The sequence below is a fragment of the Allobranchiibius sp. CTAmp26 genome, from assembly GCF_017565405.1.
Lineage (GTDB): Bacteria > Actinomycetota > Actinomycetes > Actinomycetales > Dermatophilaceae > Allobranchiibius.
Window position 1 is genome coordinate 19254 of record NZ_JAGEKR010000001.1, and the last position, 16748, is coordinate 36001.

Sequence of the window (16748 nt, forward strand, 5' to 3'; positions counted from 1 at the left end):
CCTGACGGTCCGCCGCGCACGGCACAGAATCCCAGGCGGGCGGCCACCTACGATCGGGTGATGCCCCGTGAGATGAGCGTTCAGGACACCGTCACGATCGCCGGTGTCAGCCCGCAGCAGGTGTTCGAGGCCATCAGCGACCCGAGCCGGATGGGGCGGTGGAGCCCGGAGAACACCGGTGCCGTCATCGAGACCGCTGGCCGCCCGGCCCCGGTCGGCACGTCGTTCGTGGGCGCGAACAGCAGGTTCGGCGCGAAGTGGCACACCCGATGCGTCGTGACCGCGTCCGATCCGGGCAGCCGGTTCGCGTTCGACGTCAAGGCGATCGGCCTGCGCAAGCCCGGTCTCAAGGCGCGCATCGCCACCTGGGAGTACCGCCTCGCGGAGGTGCCCGACGGCACGCAGGTCACCGAGGTGTGGACCGACGGTCGCAGCGGTTGGCCGGCGTTCGCGGCGAGAGGGTTCGACAAAGTGGTGACCCGCGGGTCGACGTTCGCCGACTGGCAGCGCGGCAACATCGCCCGCACCCTCGCCAACCTCAAGAAGGATCTCGAGCGCACCTCGGCCTGACGCTCGAGGGATAGCCGGTTGTCAGCGGTTCTGTGGCACCCGCGTCACGAACACGCTGACAACCGCGCATACCCCGACGTGGTTGTCAGCGGTTCTATGGCATCCGCGTCACAAAAACGCTGACAACCGCGCGCCCGTTACCAGGCGTGGACGACGTTCTGCGCCTCGGGGAGCCCCTTCTCCACCAGCAGGTCGATCGCGTCCACCGCTGAGGGCAGCAGCAAGTCCAGCTCTTTTCGCTCGGTCGCGTTGAAGTCCTTCAGGACGTACGACGCTGCGTCCATCCGGCCCGGCGGCCGACCGATCCCCACCCGCACCCGCAGGTAGTCCTTCGTGCCGAGCGACTTGGTGATGGAGCGCAGGCCGTTGTGGCCGCCCTCGCCGCCGCCGCGTTTGAGCCGCACCGCGCCGAAGTCGATGTCGAGCTCGTCGTGCACCACGATCAACCGCTCGGGCGGGATCTTGAAGAACTGCAGCAGCGCGGCGACCGGGCCGCCCGACTCGTTCATGTAGGTACTCGGCACCGCGACCACGGCGGCCGGCCCCGGCAGCCCACCCCCGGAAGAGCCGAGACGGATCTGCGCGCCGCGGGCGCGTGCCTTGTGCGCCTTGAGGGTCGCACCGGCGCGGTCGGCCAGCAGTTCGGCCACCATCGCGCCCACGTTGTGCCGGTTGCCGGCATACGTCGTGCCCGGGTTGCCGAGTCCGACGATCAGCCATGGGTCCACGGGCAGTCAGTATGCCTGGACGGACAGCGCCGCCGCGCGAAGGCCGACCACCCCCACCAACGTCGAGTGCGCGTTTCGCACACCCGGAAGAACAGATTCCGGGGGCGAAACGCGCACTCGACGTCGTACTGGTGATTACTCGGAGCCGTCGGCCTTCTCGGCGTCGTCGGACTCGCCCTCGGAAGCTTCGCCCTCGGCGGCCTCGTCCTCGTCGGACTCCTCGCGCTCGATGCCGGCCTCGGCCTCGGCCTCGGCGAGCTCGCTCTCGAGCTCCTCGACCGACTGCTGCTGCACGATGTTGACGATGAGCAGCTCCTCGTCGGCGTCCAGCTCGGCGCCGGCGGGCAGCGTGACGTCCTTGGCCAGGATCTGGCTGCCGGCCTCCAGGCCCTCGACGGAGACGGTGACCGACTCGGGGATCTTGAACGCGTCGGCCAGCACGGCCAGCGTGCTGTTCTCGACGGTGACGACGGTCTCGACGCCCGCCTCGCCCTCGATGTGGACGGGGACGTCGACGACGACCTTCTCGCCGCGGCGCACGATGACCAGGTCGATGTGCTCGATGACCGGCTTGATCGCGTCGCGCTGCACGTCCTTGGCCAGGGCCAGGTGCTCGGTGCCCTCGAGGTCGATGGTGAGGATCGCGTTGGCGTTCTTCAGCAGCAGCATGGTCTCGTGGCCCGGCAGGGTCATGTGGACCGGTTCGCTGCCGTGCCCGTAGAGCACAGCGGGGATCTTGTGCGCGCGGCGGATGCGGCGCGCTGCACCCTTGCCGAACTCGGTGCGCGACTCGGCGTGCAGCTTGTTCTCGGTCGAGGCCATGACGAAATCCTTTGATCAGCAACGTATTTGATGAATGGGCCTCGACGCGGGACGGGGCGTGAGAGGCATCCGATCGCACGGAGCACATGCTCGACGCGCACCGCCGCGAGGGAACGCCTCGCGGGCGGAGCTTCGTCGATCACGGATCACCGGCGCGTTCGCGCACCGTCCCTCGCCGAGGCAACGTCGATGATCGTATGCCGAGCGCGCGCCGACGCCCAAATCGAGCGTCGCGCTCGGATGGAGTCGCGGCGCGCCCTATGGAGCGCGCAGCGACCCGGACTCGCTGCTCGGGTCAGGACTGCCCGTCGAACATGCTGGTGACCGAGCCGTCCTCGAACACCTCGCGGATCGCCTGGCTCAGCAGCGGTGCGATGGAGAGCACCGTGAGCTTGTCGAACTGCTTGTCGGCGGGCACAGGCAGGGTGTCGGTGACGATCACCTCGGAGGCGACCGAGTCGCGCATCCGCTGGATCGCCGGCCCGGAGAAGATCGGGTGCGTCGCCGCGATCACCACACCTGCGGCCCCGTCGTTCATCAGCGCATCGGCGGCGTTGCAGATCGTCCCGCCGCTGTCGATCATGTCGTCCACGAGGATGCACCACCGTCCGCGCACCTGACCGATGACGCGGTTCGCGACGCTCTTGTTCGGCTGGGTGACGTCGCGGGTCTTGTGAATGAAGGCCAGCGGCACCCCGCCGAGGCGTTTGGACCAGGACTCCGCGACCTTGATCCGACCGGCGTCCGGCGACACGACGGCGAGCTCGCGGTCGCCGTACTTGCCCGCCACGTAGTCGGCCAGGATCGGCAGCGCCTGCAGGTGATCGACGGGGCCGTCGAAGAACCCCTGGATCTGGTCGGTGTGCAGGTCCAGCGCCATCAGCCGGTCGGCGCCGGCCGTCTTGAACAGGTCGGCCATCAGACGGGCGCTGATCGGCTCGCGACCGCGGGACTTCTTGTCCTGCCGGGCGTACCCGTAGAACGGGGTGACGACCGTGATGCGCTTGGCCGACGCCCGCTTCAAGGCGTCCACCATGATGAGCTGCTCCATGATCCAGTTGTTGACCGATGCGGTGTGGCTCTGGATCACGAAGGCGTCGCAGCCTCGCACCGACTCCTCGTAGCGCACGTAGATCTCGCTGTTGGCGAAGTCGTACGCCGCCGTCGGCACGAGGGTGGTGCCGATGCCCGCGGCGACCTGCTCGGCGAGCTCGGGGTGGGCCCGCCCGCTGATGATGATGAGGTTCTTCTCGGTGGTCTTCTTCAGGCCGCTCACGGGGTGTCGCTTTCAGTCGCAGGTGCGGCGTCGCCGCGGTCTCGCAGCGCCGCTTCCGCGGCCTTGGCCTGCGCGGTGCCCGGTCGTTTCTGCAGCGCCCAGCCCTCGATGTTGCGCTGGGCGGCGACCGAGATCGCCAGTGCGCCCGGCGGCACGTCCTTGCGGATCACCGCACCGGCGCCCGAGCCCGCACCGTCGCCGACGGTGACCGGGGCGACGTACATGTTGTCGCTGCCCATCCGGCAGTCGTTGCCGACGTACGAGCGGTGCTTGGCCACGCCGTCGTAGTTGACGAAGACACTGGCAGCGCCGATGTTGCTCCGCTCGCCGATGGTGGCATCACCGACGTACGACAGGTGGGGGACCTTGCTGCCCTTGCCGATGGTGGAGTTCTTGGCCTCCACGAAGGTGCCGATCTTGGACTCGGCGCCCAACTCGGTGCCCGGCCGCAGGTAGGCGAACGGGCCGACGGAGGCGCCGGGTCCGACGACGGACAGCTCGGCGTGGGTGCGCACGACCTTCGCGCCGTCGCCGACCTCCATGTCGGTCAGCGTCGTGTCGGGTCCGATCGTGCAGTCGGCGCCGATGGTCGTGGCGCCGCGCAGCTGGGTGCCGGGCTCGATCACCGTGTCACGACCGACGCTGACGTCCATGTCGACCCAGGTGGTGTCGGGGTCCACGACGATGGCGCCGCTCTGCGTCATCAGCCGGTCCACGGTGCGCCGGTTGAGCTCCTTGCCGAGCCGCGCCAGCTGAGCCTTGTCGTTGACGCCCTCGGTCTGCCACAGGTCGTCCAGCACGTACGCCGAGACGGTGTGACCCTGCCCGACGACCGTGCCGACCACGTCGGTGAGGTACTTCTCACCACCTTCGCCGTGCACCTCGATCTGCCCGATCGCGTCCCGCAGTCGCGCGGCGTCGAACGCGAAGAGACCGGAGTTGAACTCTCCGATCGCGCGCTGCTCCTCGCTGGCGTGCTTGTGCTCGACGATCTCGCGCACCGTGCCGTCGGCGGCGCGGACGATGCGGCCGTAACCGGTCGCGTCCGCCACGATCCCGGTGACGACGGTGGCGACGGCGTCGGTGGCCTCGTGGTGACGGGTCAGGTCCGAGAGGGTCTGCGCGGTGAGCAACGGGGTGTCGCCGGTGATGACGAGCACGGTGCCCTGCAACTCACCGGGCAGCACGGCGAGCGCGCACTCGACGGCGCGGCCGGTGCCGTAGACCTCGTCCTGGTCGGCGATCAGCACCTCCGGAGCGACCGCCCGAGCGGCTTCCGCGACCGCGTCACGCTGCGCGCGTACGACCACGGAGACGTGCTCGGCGCCGGTGCCGCGGGCGGCGTACACCGCGTGGGCGACGAGCGGACGGCCGCCGATCCGATGCAGGGCCTTGTTGATCGACGATCGCATCCGGGTGCCGTCGCCGGCAGACAGGACGATCACGGCGGCGGGGGTGGGGCTCACTCGTAGGGCTCCTCGAGGCTGCGGACAGCGCAGTTAGGCGGCCGGTTCGGACGCGATGTTACCGGTCGGACCCGGACGGAGCTCCGGGCCGGCGGCTCCCCGGGTTGGAATCGAACCAACGTCGCTAATCCTGATTCAAAGTCAGGCGGCCCCTACCAGCAGAGCAACCGGGGAAGGCGCGGCAGTCTCAGTCGGGAGACGCCGAACGCCGACAAGGGTAGAGGACGCCGCGCGCGTGGTTGGACCTCAACGAGGCGGGCCTGCCCCACAATGGGCGGATGGCACCACCTCAGCCACGCACCCGGATGACCGCCACCCAACGACGCGAGCAACTGATCGCCGTCGGGCGGGACATCTTCGCCTCCGACGGCGTCCAGGGCGCCACCGTCGAAGAGATCGCGACCCGCGCCGGCGTCACCAAGCCCGTGGTCTACGAGCACTTCGGTGGCAAGGAAGGGCTCTACGCGGTCGTCGTCGACCGAGCGATCCAGGACATCCTCGCCGCCATCACCGACGCCCTGAGCCAGCCGGCCGGGATCCGCACCCTGCTCGAGCGGGCCGTCCTGGCGCTCCTGGACTTCATGGAGGCCTCGCCTTCCTCGTTCGAGGTGCTGGTGCGCAGTTCGCCCTCCTGGCACGGCGATGGGTCGGCCGCGAGCCTGATGTCGGCGATCGCCGTACGGGTCGAGGAGCTGTTCGAGGCCACGTTCGAGGAGCACGGTTTCGAGCCCAGCCCCGCACCGGTCTACGCGCAGACCCTGATCGGGAGCATCGCGCTGACCGGGGTGTGGTGGATCCACCACGAGGACCGGCCCGACAAGGAGTTCGTCGCCGCGCACATCATCAACCTCATGTGGAACGGCCTGCACGGTCTGGAGAAGAACCCGGTCCTGCCGTCCCGCTCGGCGCCCGCGACACCCGCCGACTGACCGGGCGGCTCCCGCCCACTTCGGACCGAGCGGGCCACAACGACGGCTACAGGGCCGCCCTTCCGCCCGTTTCGGACCGAGCGGGCCACAACGAAGCGCACGGAGCGTCTACGAGCAGGCACGGGTGTGCCTTGACCGCCGGGGCGAACTGCTCCTGGACGCCGAGGTGCAACTCGTGCGGACCCACCCGGAACCAGCACCCTCCCCGCGCGCGCAACCTCGGCGGCTTCTCGATCTCCACCAGCCCGAGGACACCGGAGTAGAAGCGACGCAGCGCATCCTCGGACCCGGCCGGGCATGCAAGCTGCACGTGATTCAGACCGAGCGCAGTCACGGTCGCTCTCCCACGACGCCGACCGCGAAGATGCGCCGGAACGGGAACGGGACGCCGTACGCCGCGCGGGGGTAGGCCAGGTCCAACCGGCCCGCGAGGTCGGCCAGGAAAGCGTGCGCCTCGTCCGGATCCAGGACGTCGAGCAGCGGCCGCAGCGCCGTACCCTTCACCCACTCCAGCACCGGGTGCTCCTGCTCGCGGGCGGCGTCGAGCAGTTGCAGATAGGTCGTCTCCCACACGTCGGGGCGCGCACCGGCAGCCGCGAGCACGTCGGCATACCCCCGCGGCTCGGCCACCGGATCGGCCCGGAGCAATCCCGCCAACTCCGCTCCTCGAGGCTGCTCGCGTGCGGTCTCCCGGATGATCCGGTGCGACGGCGCGTCGAAGTTGCCCGGCACCTGCATGGCGAAGACACCTGAGCCCGCGAGGGACTCGAGCCAGCGCGGGATGAGGTCGAGGTGACCGGGCACCCACTGCAACGTCGCGTTGGTGAGGATCACGTCCGGCGTGCCGTACGCGCCCACGTCGACGGTCGCGACGTCGCCCTCGACCCACCGCACCCGGCCCGCGGTGTCCCGGTAGGCCGCCTTGCGCAGCATGTTGGCCGAGGAGTCGATGCCGACCAGCGTCGCGTCCGGCCAGCGATCGGCGGCAACGAGGGTGGCGATCCCGTTGCCGCAGCCCAGGTCGAGCACGACGCGCGGGTCGGGGTGCGGAATGCGCGCCAGCAGGTCGAGGAACGGCCGGGTGCGCAGGTCGGCGTACCGCTCGTACTGCGTCGGATCCCAGGTGGCCATGAGTCGTCTCCCCGCCTCGAAGTATCTTGACATCAAGATACCTCTCGGTCTCTTGATGTCAAGAAGCTTGATGCTGGCTATAGTCGATCCATGCCCGATCGGCCAGCCTCGCCCGACGACGTCGATGCGATCGTCGACGCCTGGTCGCGTGAACGCCCCGACCTGAACGTGCGCCCTTTGCAGGTGCTCTCGCGCATCACCCGCCTGGCTCGGCTGCTCGACCAGGCCCGCGGCACGGCCTTCAGCAAGCACGACCTGGACGGCTGGGAGTTCGACGTGCTCTCCGCGCTGCGGAGGGTCGGCAAGCCCTACCGCCTCTCACCGGGCGCCCTCATGCAGCAGACGCTCGTCACCAGCGGCACCATGACCAACCGCGTCGACCGTCTCGAGCTGCGCGGTTTCGTACGCCGCGGCCCGGCGCCGCACGACCGCCGCGGCGTCCTGGTGCAGCTCACCGCGTCCGGGCTGGCCGTCGTCGACGCCGCCATGGCCGATCTGCTCGAGCACGAGCAGGCCCTGCTCGCACACCTGCCGCCCCGCGAGCAGGAGCGGCTGGCGGGCACGCTGCGTACCCTGCTCACCGCCGTCGAGACCTGAGAACCCCTCAGTCTTCGACGGTTTCGGCGACTTTCAACCAGGACAACTCCATCTCCTCGCGCTCGGCGTGCAACGCGCGCAGCTGCGCGTCGAGCTCACCGGCGCGGGCGTGGTCGGACGCGGCGGTCACCAGCGCATCGTGCAGCGCCTGTTCGCGGTCGGCCAGCTTCGACATCGAGCGCTCGAGGCGGGCCATGTCCTTACGGGCCTCGCGCTGCTGCGCCGGGTCCGTCCGCGTCGCCTGCGGCGTCACCGCACGGGACGCGGGGCCGCCGCCCGAGCGGGCACGTCGCTCGGCGCGCAGCTCGAGGAACTGGTGCACCCCACCGGGCAGCTCGCGGATCTCGCCGTCGCCGAGCAACGCCACCTGCCGGTCGCACATCCGCTCCAGCAGATAGCGGTCGTGGGAGACCACGACCAGCGTCCCGGCCCACCCGTCGAGCACGTCCTCCATCGAGGTCAGCGTCTCGATGTCGAGGTCGTTGGTGGGCTCGTCGAGCAGCAGCACGTTGGGTTCGTGCATCAGCAGTCGCAGGAACTGCAGTCGGCGACGCTCGCCACCGGACAGCTGGGACACCCGCACCTGCTGGCGGCCGCCGTCGAAACCGAGCCGCTTGGCCAGGCTGCTGGCACTGACCTCCTTGCCCTCCAACATGATGTGCGACTTCACATCGGTGATCGCGTCGATCACCCGCAGCCCATCGAACCGCTCCAGCTCGCGGACCTCCTGGGTCAGCATCGCAAGCTGAACCGTCTTGCCCTGCTTGCGTTTTCCCGCAGAGAGCGGCTGAGTGCCCTCGATCGCCCGCAGCAGGGTCGACTTGCCGGCGCCGTTCGCCCCGACGATCCCGGTGCGCTCACCGGGAGCCAGCCGCCAGGTCTGGCGGTCGATGAGCGGCCGCTCGTCGACGGTGACGGTCGCGTCGATGAGGTCGACGACGTCCTTGCCCAGCCGGGTGGTCGCGAAGCGGACGAGCTCGACGCCGTTGCGCGGCTCCGGCTCACCGGCGATCAACTCGTTGGCCGCGTCGATGCGGAAGCGCGGCTTGCTCGTGCGGGCCGGCGGCCCGCGACGGAGCCAGGCCAGCTCCTTGCGCAGCAGGTTGGCGCGGCGCTCCTCGGTGACCGCGGCCGAGCGTTCGCGCTCGTTCTTCGCCAGCACGTACGCCGCGTAGCCGCCGTCGTACTGCTCGACCCGGCCGTCGACGACCTCCCACGTGCGGGTGGCGATCTCGTCCAGGAACCACCGGTCGTGGGTGATGGTCGCGAACGCGCCCGATGCACCCGCGCGGTGCCGCACCAGGTGCGCGGCGAGCCACTGCACCCCCTCGACGTCGAGGTGGTTGGTCGGCTCGTCCAACAGCAGCAGCGCCGGGTCGTCAATGAGCAGGCGCGCGAGGGCGACGCGCCGGCGTTCGCCACCGGAGAGGGGCCCGACCAGGGCGTCGGGACCACCGACGGTCTCGAAACCGACGCCGCCCAGCAGCCCGTCCAGGATGTCGCGCACCCGCGCGTCAGCGGCCCACTCGTGCTCGGCGCGGTCACCGACGACGGCGGCGTGCACGGTCGACGCGGGGTCGAGCCGGTCGTCCTGGGCGAGCATCCCGACCTGCAGGCCGCCGACCCGGGTCACCCGCCCGTCATCCACGCCCTGGTCGCCGGAGAGGACCCGCAGCAGGGTCGACTTGCCCCCACCGTTGCGCCCGACGACGCCGATCCGGTCGCCGGTGCCGATGCCGAGGGAGACGTCGTCGAGGAGTTGACGGGTGCCGAGCGCGAGCGAGATGCGCTCGCCGGCGAGCAGATTCGGCATGGGGTAAGGCTAATGCGGTGCGTGCACGTTCCTTACCAGTCGCTCCGCGACCGACCGGCAACGGCGCTGGATGACGTCAGGCGGGACCCACCGAGTGCAGGTCGGTCACCACATGCGCACCGGGCGCGGGTCCGACGGCGCGTACGACGTCGTCGGCGACCTTGCTCGCGCTCAATGTGACCATCAGATCGAGCGCCAGGTGATGGCTCGCGCAGAGGAAGGCCACCGTCGGACCGGACCCGCAGACGACCGCGCCGCACGCCCCCGCGTCCATGCCGGTGTCGATGACGTCGCGCAGCCGCGGCATCAGGGACAAGGCCGCGTCCTCCAGGTCGTTGCGCAGGTGTGGCGCGAGTTCGTCGACGTCGCCGGAGCGCAGCGCAGCCATCAGGGCACCGGACGGCTCGGGCGCGGGGACCGGTTCCTTGCCGCGCAGCCGGTCGCACTCGGCGTACACCCGCGGCGTCGACAGGCCCTCGTGCTGCAGCGCGAACACCCAGTGGAAGTCGGCCTGGGTGAGCACCGGGGCCAGCACCTCACCGCGCCCGGAACCCAGCGCGGTGCCCCCGGCGATCGCGAAGGGCACGTCGGAGCCGATCTCGGCGCCGATCGCCATCAGGTCCGCGCGAGTGAGACCGAGCGACCACAGCGCGTCGGCCGCGACGAGGGCCGCGGCGGCGTCGGCGGACCCGCCGGCCATGCCCCCGGCGACCGGGATGTGTTTGTCGATGTCGACCTGGAGCATCTCCTCGATGCCGAAGCGCTCCCCCAGGAGCTGCACCGCGCGGACCGCCAGGTTGTCGGTGTCGGTCGGGACGGCAGCGGCGTACGGGCCGCGCACCGTGCACCCCCACTGGGGCGCGGGCGTCACGCGTACGTCGTCGGTGAGGTTGACGGCGTGGAAGACCGTTGCGAGGGAGTGATACCCGTCATCCCGCCGAGGACCGACCTGCAGCTCGAGATTGACCTTCGCGGGCACCCTCACCTGGACGCCAGGCGAGGAGGGAACGGGCCGCATGTCGCCCACTATGCCGGACGTTCCGCAGCGATCGCCGCGAACTGTTCGATGGACAGACGTTCGCCACGCAGTCCGGGGTCCACACCGGCGGCGCGGACCGCGTGCTCGGCGCGGTCGGGCCCGCCGGCCCAGCCGGCGAGTGCCGACCGCAGCGTCTTGCGACGCTGCGCGAAGGCCGCGTCGATGCAGGTGAAGACCGCCTCGCGGGGAGCCGCGGAGACGGGAGCGGCGCGGCGGGTCATCTCGACCAGTCCGGAATCGACGTTCGGCGCCGGCCAGAAGACGTTGCGGCCGACACGATCGGCGAGACGCACCTCGGCGTACCAGGCCGCCTTCGCGCTCGGGGCGCCGTAGACCCGGCTTCCCGGAGGTGCCGCGAGCCGGGCGGCCACCTCCCACTGCACCATCACGAGCACCCGGGCGATGCTCGGGAACCACTCCAGGTAGGACAGCACCACGGGCACCGACACGTTGTACGGCAGGTTGGCCACCAGGGCGACCGGCTGCGGGTCCGGCAGGTGCGGGGTGCGCAGTGCGTCCGACTGGACCACCTGGAGCCGGTCGGCGCGGCTGGGCGCCACCTCCCGCACGGTCTGCGGCAACCGCCGGGCGAGGGCCGGGTCGATCTCCACGGCGGTCACCCCGCCGGCGCACTCCAGCAGGGCCAGGGTCAGCGAACCCAGACCCGGACCGACCTCAACGACCTGATCGCCCGGACCGACGCCGGACAGGCGCGCGATCTTGCGCACCGTGTTGGCGTCGATGACGAAGTTCTGGCCCCACTGCTTCGTGGGTCGCAGACCCAACTCGGCCGCCAGCGCCCGCACCTGGGTCGCTCCGAGGAGGCCGTCACCGGCGGGCGTCGTCACGGCGCCACCCTAGGCACCAGCGTCGTACGACGATTGTCAGCTGTTTCGTGGCGCCCATGCCAGGAGGACGCTGACAGCCGGATCACCAAGGCCCGTAGATCCGTTCGCTGTTGTCCGACAGCGCCTTCGCCAACGTCGGGACGTCGACGTTGAGCACGCCCGCCATCGCCCGGACGGTGAGCGGCACGAGGTACGACGCGTTGCTCGCGCCCCGGTGCGGCGACGGCGTGAGATACGGCGCGTCCGTCTCCACCAGCAGGTTCTCCAGCGGTGTCACGGCGAGCGCGTTCCGCAGGTCGCGCGCGTTCTTGAAGGTCACGGTGCCGGCGAAGCTCAGGAAGTATCCCCGCTCGACGCACTCGCGCGCCATCGCCACGTCGCCGGAGAAGCAGTGCAGCACCGTGTGATCGGGCGCGCCCTGCTCGGCGAGGATCGCCAGCACGTCGGCGTGCGCGTCGCGGTCGTGGATCTGCAGTGCCTTGTCGAGGCGCTTGGCGAGCTCGATGTGCTCCCGGAACGACGCCTGCTGCGCCGGGCGACCCACCTCGTCCGTGCGGTAGTAATCCAGTCCGGTCTCGCCGACCGCCCGGATCCGCGGCTGCTCGGCGATGGCGGCGATCTCGGCGAGCGCGTCGTCCAGAGTCCCGTCCGCGGCCAGTCGCGGCGCTTCATTCGGGTGCAGCGCGACCGCGCCGACCAGCTCGGGGTACTGCTCGACCACGCGGGCCGTGAACCGGGCACCCTCCACGTCGCAGCCGACCTGCACGAAGCGGTCGACTCCGACGGCCCGGGCGGCGGCGATCGCGGCCGGGATGTCGGGAGGGGCCTCGCCGTCGCGGGCCATGTCCCAGTGCGTGTGGTTGTCGACCACGGCCACGGGGAGCCGATCGGGCGCGGGCGGGCGGCCGCCGTGTGAGCCGGCCTCGTGACCCCGGCTCACGGCGTACGACCGATCACGCGAGCTCGCCCTGCAGCCGGGCCAATTCGTCGTCGACGACACTCGGGTCGAGCTTGGTGAAGACGGGCGCCGGCTTCGGCACCGGCACGCCCGGCGTGATCGGGCGACGCTCCCAACGGGGCGTGGCGGAGTAGTCGCCGGTGATGACCGGATAACTGCGCTCCGGGTCGTCGAGGTCGCGCACCTGCTCCAGCCGGGGCATCGGCACGAACTCGCCCGTGCCGCCCAGCACCCGGTGGATGACGTTCGCGCTGTGCGGCAGGAAGGGCGCCAGCATGGTGTTGAGGTCGCTCACCACCTGCGCCAGGGTGTGCAGCACCGTCGCGAGCCGGTCGCGCTGGTCATCGCCCTTGAGCTTGAAGGGCTCGGTGTCGGTGACGTACTTGTTCGCCTCCCGCACCCACCGCATGGCCTCCTGCAGTGCGGCCTTCTGCCGGTGCGCCTCGATCAGCCGCCCGACCTCGGTGAACCCACCGCGTACGCCGTCCAGCAGGGCCTCGTCGATGGGCTCGGTCGCCGCGGGGGTCGGGATCTCACCGAAGTTCTTGGCGATCATCGACGCGGTGCGGTTGACCAGGTTGCCCCAGCCCGCGACCAGCTCGGAGTTGTTGCGCTGCACGAACTCGGCCCAGGTGAAGTCGGAGTCCTGCGTCTCCGGACCGGCGGCGCTGATGAAGTAGCGCAACGCGTCCGGCCCGTAGCGGGCCACCATGTCCTGCACGTAGATCACGTGCCCGCGGGACGTGGAGAACTGCGTGCCCTCCATCGTCAGGTACTCCGACGACACGACCTGCGTGGGCAGGTTGAGCTCGCCGTACTCCCCCGGCTGACCGCCGCGAATCCCCTTGCCATCGTTGGCGAGCAGCTCCGCGGGCCAGATCTGGGAGTGGAAGACGATGTTGTCCTTGCCCATGAAGTAGTACGACCGCGCGGCAGGGTCGTTCCACCATTCGCGCCACCGGTCGGGCTCCCCCAGCCGGCGCGCCCACTCGATGGAGGCGGACAGGTAGCCGATGACCGCGTCGAACCACACGTAGAAGCGCTTGGTCTCCCAGCCCTCTCGCGGGATCGGGATGCCCCAGTCGATGTCGCGGGTCATCGCTCGCGGCCGGATTTCGGCCAGGATGTTCTGGCTGAACTTGATGACGTTCGGCCGCCATTCGCCGCTCGCCTCGCGCTCGTTCAGCCACTCCCCGAGCGCGTCCGCGAGCGCCGGCAGATCCAGGAAGTAGTGCTGGGTCTCGATGAACTCCGGGGTCTCGCCGTTGATCTTGCTGCGCGGGTCGATCAGGTCGGTGGCGTCCAGCTGGTTGCCGCAGTTGTCGCACTGGTCGCCACGCGCGTCCGGGTACCCGCAAATCGGGCAGGTGCCCTCGATGTAGCGGTCCGGCAGGGTGCGCCCGGTGCTCGGGCTGATCGCGCCCCGCGCCGTCTGCTCCACGAAGTACCCGTTGGCGTCGATGGACTCGAAGAGCCGCTGGACCACGGTGTAGTGGTTGACCGTGGTCGTACGGGTGAACAGGTCGTAGGACAGCCCGAGGTCGGTCAGGTCCTGGGCGATCATCGCGTTGTACTTGTCGGCGATCTCCCGCACGGTGACGCCCTCGCGCTCGGCGAGCACCAGGATCGGCGTGCCGTGCTCGTCGGTGCCGCTGACCATGAGCACGTCGTGCCCCGCCATCCGCATGTACCGGCTGAAGACGTCGGAGGGCACCCCGAAACCGGCGATGTGACCGATGTGGCGGGGACCGTTCGAGTACGGCCAGGCGACTGCAGACAGGATCTTCATGACCGGGCAAGTCTAGGGAGACGCGGCCACCGGTTTTGCCCAGGCCGAGTGCGGGCTCGCCGGGGTCAGCGCGGCTCGGGCATCTCAGGCACCGACGGCGGCGCCTTCTGTCCCCTGTCCGCGACCGCCGCGTCGTACAGCGCCTTCTTCGACAGCCCGGTCTGCTCGGCCACGCTCGCGCACGCGTCCTTGAGCCGTACGCCGTCCGCGACCAGCTCCAGCACCTGCGGCAGGGCGTCCTCGAGAGTGATCTGCACGGGCGGCGCACCGTCGACGACCACCGTGATCTCCCCGCGGACGCCGTCCGCGGCCCAGTGGGCCAACTCACCGAGCCCGCCGCGGCGTACCTCCTCGTAGGTCTTGGTCAGCTCGCGGCACACGGCTCCGCGCCGGTCGGCGCCGAACGCGTCGGCCATCGCGGTGAGCGTCTCGGACAGCCGGTGCGGCGCCTCGAAGAACACCATCGTGCGGCGCTCGACGGACAACGCGGCCAGCTGGCGGGCGCGTTCACCGGCCTTGCGGGAGCAGAAGCCCTCGAAGCAGAACCGGTCGACCGGCAGCCCTGACACCGCGAGCGCCATCAGCACCGCGGACGGGCCGGGCACGCAGGTGACCGCCAGTCCCCGCTCGGCGCAGGCGACCACCAGGCGGTAACCGGGATCGGACACCGACGGCATCCCGGCGTCGGTCACCAGCACGACGCGCGCTCCGTCGGCGATCCGCTCGACCAGCTCCGGCGTACGTCGTGCCTCGTTGTGTTCGTGGTAGCTCACGATCGACCCGCCGACGGCGACGCCGAGGTCGTCGGTGAGTCGTCGGAGCCGGCGGGTGTCCTCGGCCGCGACGACATCGGCGGTGGTCAGCTCGGCGCCGAGCCGTGGCGCGGCGTCCCGCGGATCGCCGATCGGGGTGGCGGCCAGCACCAGAACTCCAGTCACGCACGCCACCCTGGCACGGCGGGCGGGCACCGGCACGACGGGCCGTGGCGCAGCCCCGTCGGTTAACCTCCCTGCGGCGGCCCTGCCAACCGGCAGGGACCCGTGCGGTGCAGCGACGTGGCAGGGAGGTCACCCGTGATCCAGACGCTCGTGCGTCCGCCGCGGCGTACCCGCCTGACGCCGACCCGTGCCCTCAGCACCACCGAGCAGCTGCGCAGACGCCTGCTCGGGCGGCCGCGCACGGCGCAGGAGAAGCTATGGGGCTGGCTCGGCCCGGCCATCTTGACCGTCGTCGGCGGCATCCTGCGTTTCTGGAACGTCGGGCGTCCCCACCAGCTGATCTTCGACGAGACGTACTACGTCAAAGAGGGCTGGTCCCTCATGCGCTTCGGGTACGAGCGCAAGCAGGACAAGTCCACCGGCATCTCCAACAACCCCGACAGCCTCTTCACGATGGGCAACGCGCACGTTTTCGGGTCGAATCCGGACTTCGTGGTGCACCCGCCGATGGGCAAGTGGCTGATCGGCCTCGGGGAGTCCCTCTTCGGCATCAACAGCTCGTTCGGGTGGCGCTTCGCCGTCGCCACGACCGGCACCCTCGGCATCTACCTGGTCGGCCGCGCTGCGTGGCACCTCTTCCGCTCGCCGCTGCTGGCCACCGTCGCCTCGCTCCTGCTGTGCTTCGAGGGCGAGGAGTTCGTGATGTCGCGCACGGGGATCCTCGACATCATGGTGATGTTCTGGGCGCTCGCCGGGTTCGTCGCCCTGCTCGCCGACCGCGCGCGCACCCGCGGGATCCTCGCCCGCAAGGTCGCCGCCATGAAGGACGCCGGCACCTGGGAGGCCCACGACAAGGCAGGGCCCTGGCTCGGCTGGCGGCCGTGGCGCTGGGTCGCCGCCGTCTGCCTCGGGCTGGACGTCGCCACCAAGTGGTCCGGCGGCTGGTACCTGGCGATCTTCTGCGTGATGTCGGTGCTGTGGGACGTCGGCGCCCGGCGCAGCGTCGGCGTACGCCGCTGGGTGAGCGCGACGTTCCTCAAGGACGCGCTGCCCGCGGCGGTCTACATGGTGACCGTGGCCGTCGGCACCTACCTGATCACCTGGATCGGGTGGTTCACGCATCCGGGCGCGTACGACCGGCAGTGGGCGGTCGACAACCCCGCCACCAAGAACACCGGCATCTCGCCCGACAGCCATCTCTTCGCGTGGCTGCCGGATCCGCTGCGCTCGTTGTGGCAGTACAACATCGAGATGTACCACGCGGCGGTCTCGATCACGTCGACGCACCCGTACGAGTCGAACCCCTGGTCGTGGATGCTGCAGACCCGACCCACGTCGTTCTTCTACGAGAGCCCGCCCGCGCACGAGTGCGGCGCCGCCCAGTGCAGCAAGGCCATCACCTCGCTCGGCAACCCCGGCATCTGGTGGTTCGGCACGGTCGCCCTCGCAGTGCTGCTCTTCTGCTGGCTGCTGCGCCGCGACTGGCGCGCGGGAGCGATCTGGGGCGGTGTCGCGGCCGGGTGGTTCCCGTGGTTCCAGTACCAGCAGCGCACCATCTTCACCTTCTACAGCGTCGTCTTCTCCCCGTACGTCGTGCTCGCGTGCGTCTTCGTGCTGGGGCTGATGCTGGGACCGGTCACGGCTGATGCGCGCCGGGTGCTCTTCGGCAAGGCGGCGGTCGGCGGCTACGTGCTCCTGGTGACGGGCCTCTTCGTCTTCTTCTGGCCGGTCTGGACCGGCCAGGTCATCCCGCAGACGCACTGGCAGTGGCGGATGTGGTTCCCCAGCTGGGTCTGAGCAGCCGCGGCGCCACGCCATGCAGAGGAAAGTGACCGCACCACCCA

The 16748-nt window shown here is 70.3% G+C and carries 16 protein-coding genes and 1 tRNA gene; 4 read left to right on the forward strand and 13 right to left on the reverse strand.

From position 1 onward, the window contains the following. The first annotated feature begins 60 nt into the window (after positions 1-60). Positions 61-570: an SRPBCC family protein gene (locus J4030_RS00095; protein ID WP_208047161.1), complete on the forward strand. Its 510-nt coding sequence runs from the start codon at positions 61-63 to the stop codon at positions 568-570. A 137-nt stretch (positions 571-707) separates the two neighbouring features. Here J4030_RS00095 and pth read toward each other — a convergent pair whose 3' ends face one another. The 5 genes from pth to J4030_RS00120 form a co-directional block, all read right to left on the reverse strand. Further along, positions 708-1298 carry an aminoacyl-tRNA hydrolase gene (pth, locus tag J4030_RS00100; protein ID WP_374221972.1) on the reverse strand — a complete coding sequence of 197 codons (591 nt, stop codon included), beginning with the start codon at positions 1296-1298 and terminating at the stop codon, positions 708-710. A 135-nt stretch (positions 1299-1433) separates the two neighbouring features. After that, complete coding sequence (locus J4030_RS00105) at positions 1434-2120, reverse strand: 50S ribosomal protein L25/general stress protein Ctc (RefSeq protein WP_208047162.1); 687 nt, start codon at positions 2118-2120, stop codon at positions 1434-1436. Positions 2121-2415: 295 nt separating this feature from the next. Then, the gene (locus tag J4030_RS00110) at positions 2416-3396 is read right to left on the reverse strand and encodes a ribose-phosphate diphosphokinase (RefSeq protein WP_208047163.1); all 981 of its coding nucleotides are present in this window, start codon (positions 3394-3396) and stop codon (positions 2416-2418) included. Next, positions 3393-4862, reverse strand: coding sequence for a bifunctional UDP-N-acetylglucosamine diphosphorylase/glucosamine-1-phosphate N-acetyltransferase GlmU (glmU, locus tag J4030_RS00115; protein ID WP_208047164.1), 1470 nt, complete (start codon positions 4860-4862; stop codon positions 3393-3395). Before glmU ends, J4030_RS00110 begins: the two co-directional genes overlap by 4 nt. A gap of 95 nt (positions 4863-4957) precedes the next feature. After that, a tRNA-Gln gene (locus J4030_RS00120) sits at positions 4958-5036 on the reverse strand. A 104-nt stretch (positions 5037-5140) separates the two neighbouring features. On the opposite strand from J4030_RS00120, the gene J4030_RS00125 reads away from it, so the two are divergent. After that, positions 5141-5791, forward strand: coding sequence for a TetR/AcrR family transcriptional regulator (locus J4030_RS00125; protein WP_243762645.1), 651 nt, complete (start codon positions 5141-5143; stop codon positions 5789-5791). A gap of 46 nt (positions 5792-5837) precedes the next feature. Here J4030_RS00125 and J4030_RS00130 read toward each other — a convergent pair whose 3' ends face one another. Both J4030_RS00130 and J4030_RS00135 read right to left on the reverse strand, forming a co-directional pair. Further along, positions 5838-6125, reverse strand: a complete 288-nt coding sequence (locus J4030_RS00130; RefSeq protein ID WP_208047165.1) for a glyoxalase — start codon at positions 6123-6125, stop codon at positions 5838-5840. Beyond that, positions 6122-6922, reverse strand: coding sequence for a methyltransferase domain-containing protein (locus J4030_RS00135; protein WP_208047166.1), 801 nt, complete (start codon positions 6920-6922; stop codon positions 6122-6124). The genes J4030_RS00130 and J4030_RS00135 overlap by 4 nt, the downstream gene beginning before the upstream one ends. Before the next feature lie 90 nt (positions 6923-7012). On the opposite strand from J4030_RS00135, the gene J4030_RS00140 reads away from it, so the two are divergent. Further along, positions 7013-7519: a MarR family winged helix-turn-helix transcriptional regulator gene (locus tag J4030_RS00140; protein WP_208047167.1), complete on the forward strand. Its 507-nt coding sequence runs from the start codon at positions 7013-7015 to the stop codon at positions 7517-7519. Positions 7520-7526: 7 nt separating this feature from the next. Here the strand turns inward: J4030_RS00140 and J4030_RS00145 are convergent, their stop codons facing one another. The 6 genes from J4030_RS00145 to rsmI all read right to left on the reverse strand — a co-directional run bounded on the left by J4030_RS00145 (position 7527) and on the right by rsmI (position 14904). Further along, the gene (locus J4030_RS00145) at positions 7527-9332 is read right to left on the reverse strand and encodes an ABC-F family ATP-binding cassette domain-containing protein (RefSeq protein WP_208047168.1); all 1806 of its coding nucleotides are present in this window, start codon (positions 9330-9332) and stop codon (positions 7527-7529) included. Between the two features lie 76 nt (positions 9333-9408). Next, positions 9409-10350 carry a 4-(cytidine 5'-diphospho)-2-C-methyl-D-erythritol kinase gene (locus J4030_RS00150; protein WP_208047169.1) on the reverse strand — a complete coding sequence of 314 codons (942 nt, stop codon included), beginning with the start codon at positions 10348-10350 and terminating at the stop codon, positions 9409-9411. Positions 10351-10358: 8 nt separating this feature from the next. Beyond that, positions 10359-11219, reverse strand: a complete 861-nt coding sequence (gene rsmA, locus J4030_RS00155) for a 16S rRNA (adenine(1518)-N(6)/adenine(1519)-N(6))-dimethyltransferase RsmA (RefSeq protein WP_208047170.1) — start codon at positions 11217-11219, stop codon at positions 10359-10361. An 82-nt stretch (positions 11220-11301) separates the two neighbouring features. After that, positions 11302-12159, reverse strand: a complete 858-nt coding sequence (locus J4030_RS00160; RefSeq protein WP_307864483.1) for a TatD family hydrolase — start codon at positions 12157-12159, stop codon at positions 11302-11304. A 13-nt stretch (positions 12160-12172) separates the two neighbouring features. After that, entirely contained in the window at positions 12173-13966 is a 1794-nt protein-coding gene (gene metG, locus J4030_RS00165; protein ID WP_208047171.1) for a methionine--tRNA ligase, read from the reverse strand. 65 nt (positions 13967-14031) lie between these two features. Next, positions 14032-14904 (reverse strand): 16S rRNA (cytidine(1402)-2'-O)-methyltransferase, encoded by an 873-nt coding sequence (rsmI, locus tag J4030_RS00170; RefSeq protein WP_307864484.1) that lies wholly within the window; start codon positions 14902-14904, stop codon positions 14032-14034. Between the two features lie 135 nt (positions 14905-15039). Between rsmI and J4030_RS00175 the strand changes: the two genes are divergently transcribed. Further along, complete coding sequence (locus J4030_RS00175; protein WP_307864485.1) at positions 15040-16701, forward strand: phospholipid carrier-dependent glycosyltransferase; 1662 nt, start codon at positions 15040-15042, stop codon at positions 16699-16701. Positions 16702-16748: the final 47 nt, after the last annotated feature.

Coding starts and splice junctions, on each gene's coding strand:
- J4030_RS00140 (WP_208047167.1), top strand. CDS start 7,013: ATGCCCGATCGGCCAGCCTCGCCCGACGACGTCGATGCGATCGTCGAC.
- J4030_RS00125 (WP_243762645.1), top strand. CDS start 5,141: ATGGCACCACCTCAGCCACGCACCCGGATGACCGCCACCCAACGACGC.
- J4030_RS00145 (WP_208047168.1), bottom strand. CDS start 9,332: ATGCCGAATCTGCTCGCCGGCGAGCGCATCTCGCTCGCGCTCGGCACC.
- J4030_RS00150 (WP_208047169.1), bottom strand. CDS start 10,350: ATGCGGCCCGTTCCCTCCTCGCCTGGCGTCCAGGTGAGGGTGCCCGCG.
- metG (WP_208047171.1), bottom strand. CDS start 13,966: ATGAAGATCCTGTCTGCAGTCGCCTGGCCGTACTCGAACGGTCCCCGC.
- J4030_RS00135 (WP_208047166.1), bottom strand. CDS start 6,922: ATGGCCACCTGGGATCCGACGCAGTACGAGCGGTACGCCGACCTGCGC.
- J4030_RS00095 (WP_208047161.1), top strand. CDS start 61: ATGCCCCGTGAGATGAGCGTTCAGGACACCGTCACGATCGCCGGTGTC.
- J4030_RS00105 (WP_208047162.1), bottom strand. CDS start 2,120: ATGGCCTCGACCGAGAACAAGCTGCACGCCGAGTCGCGCACCGAGTTC.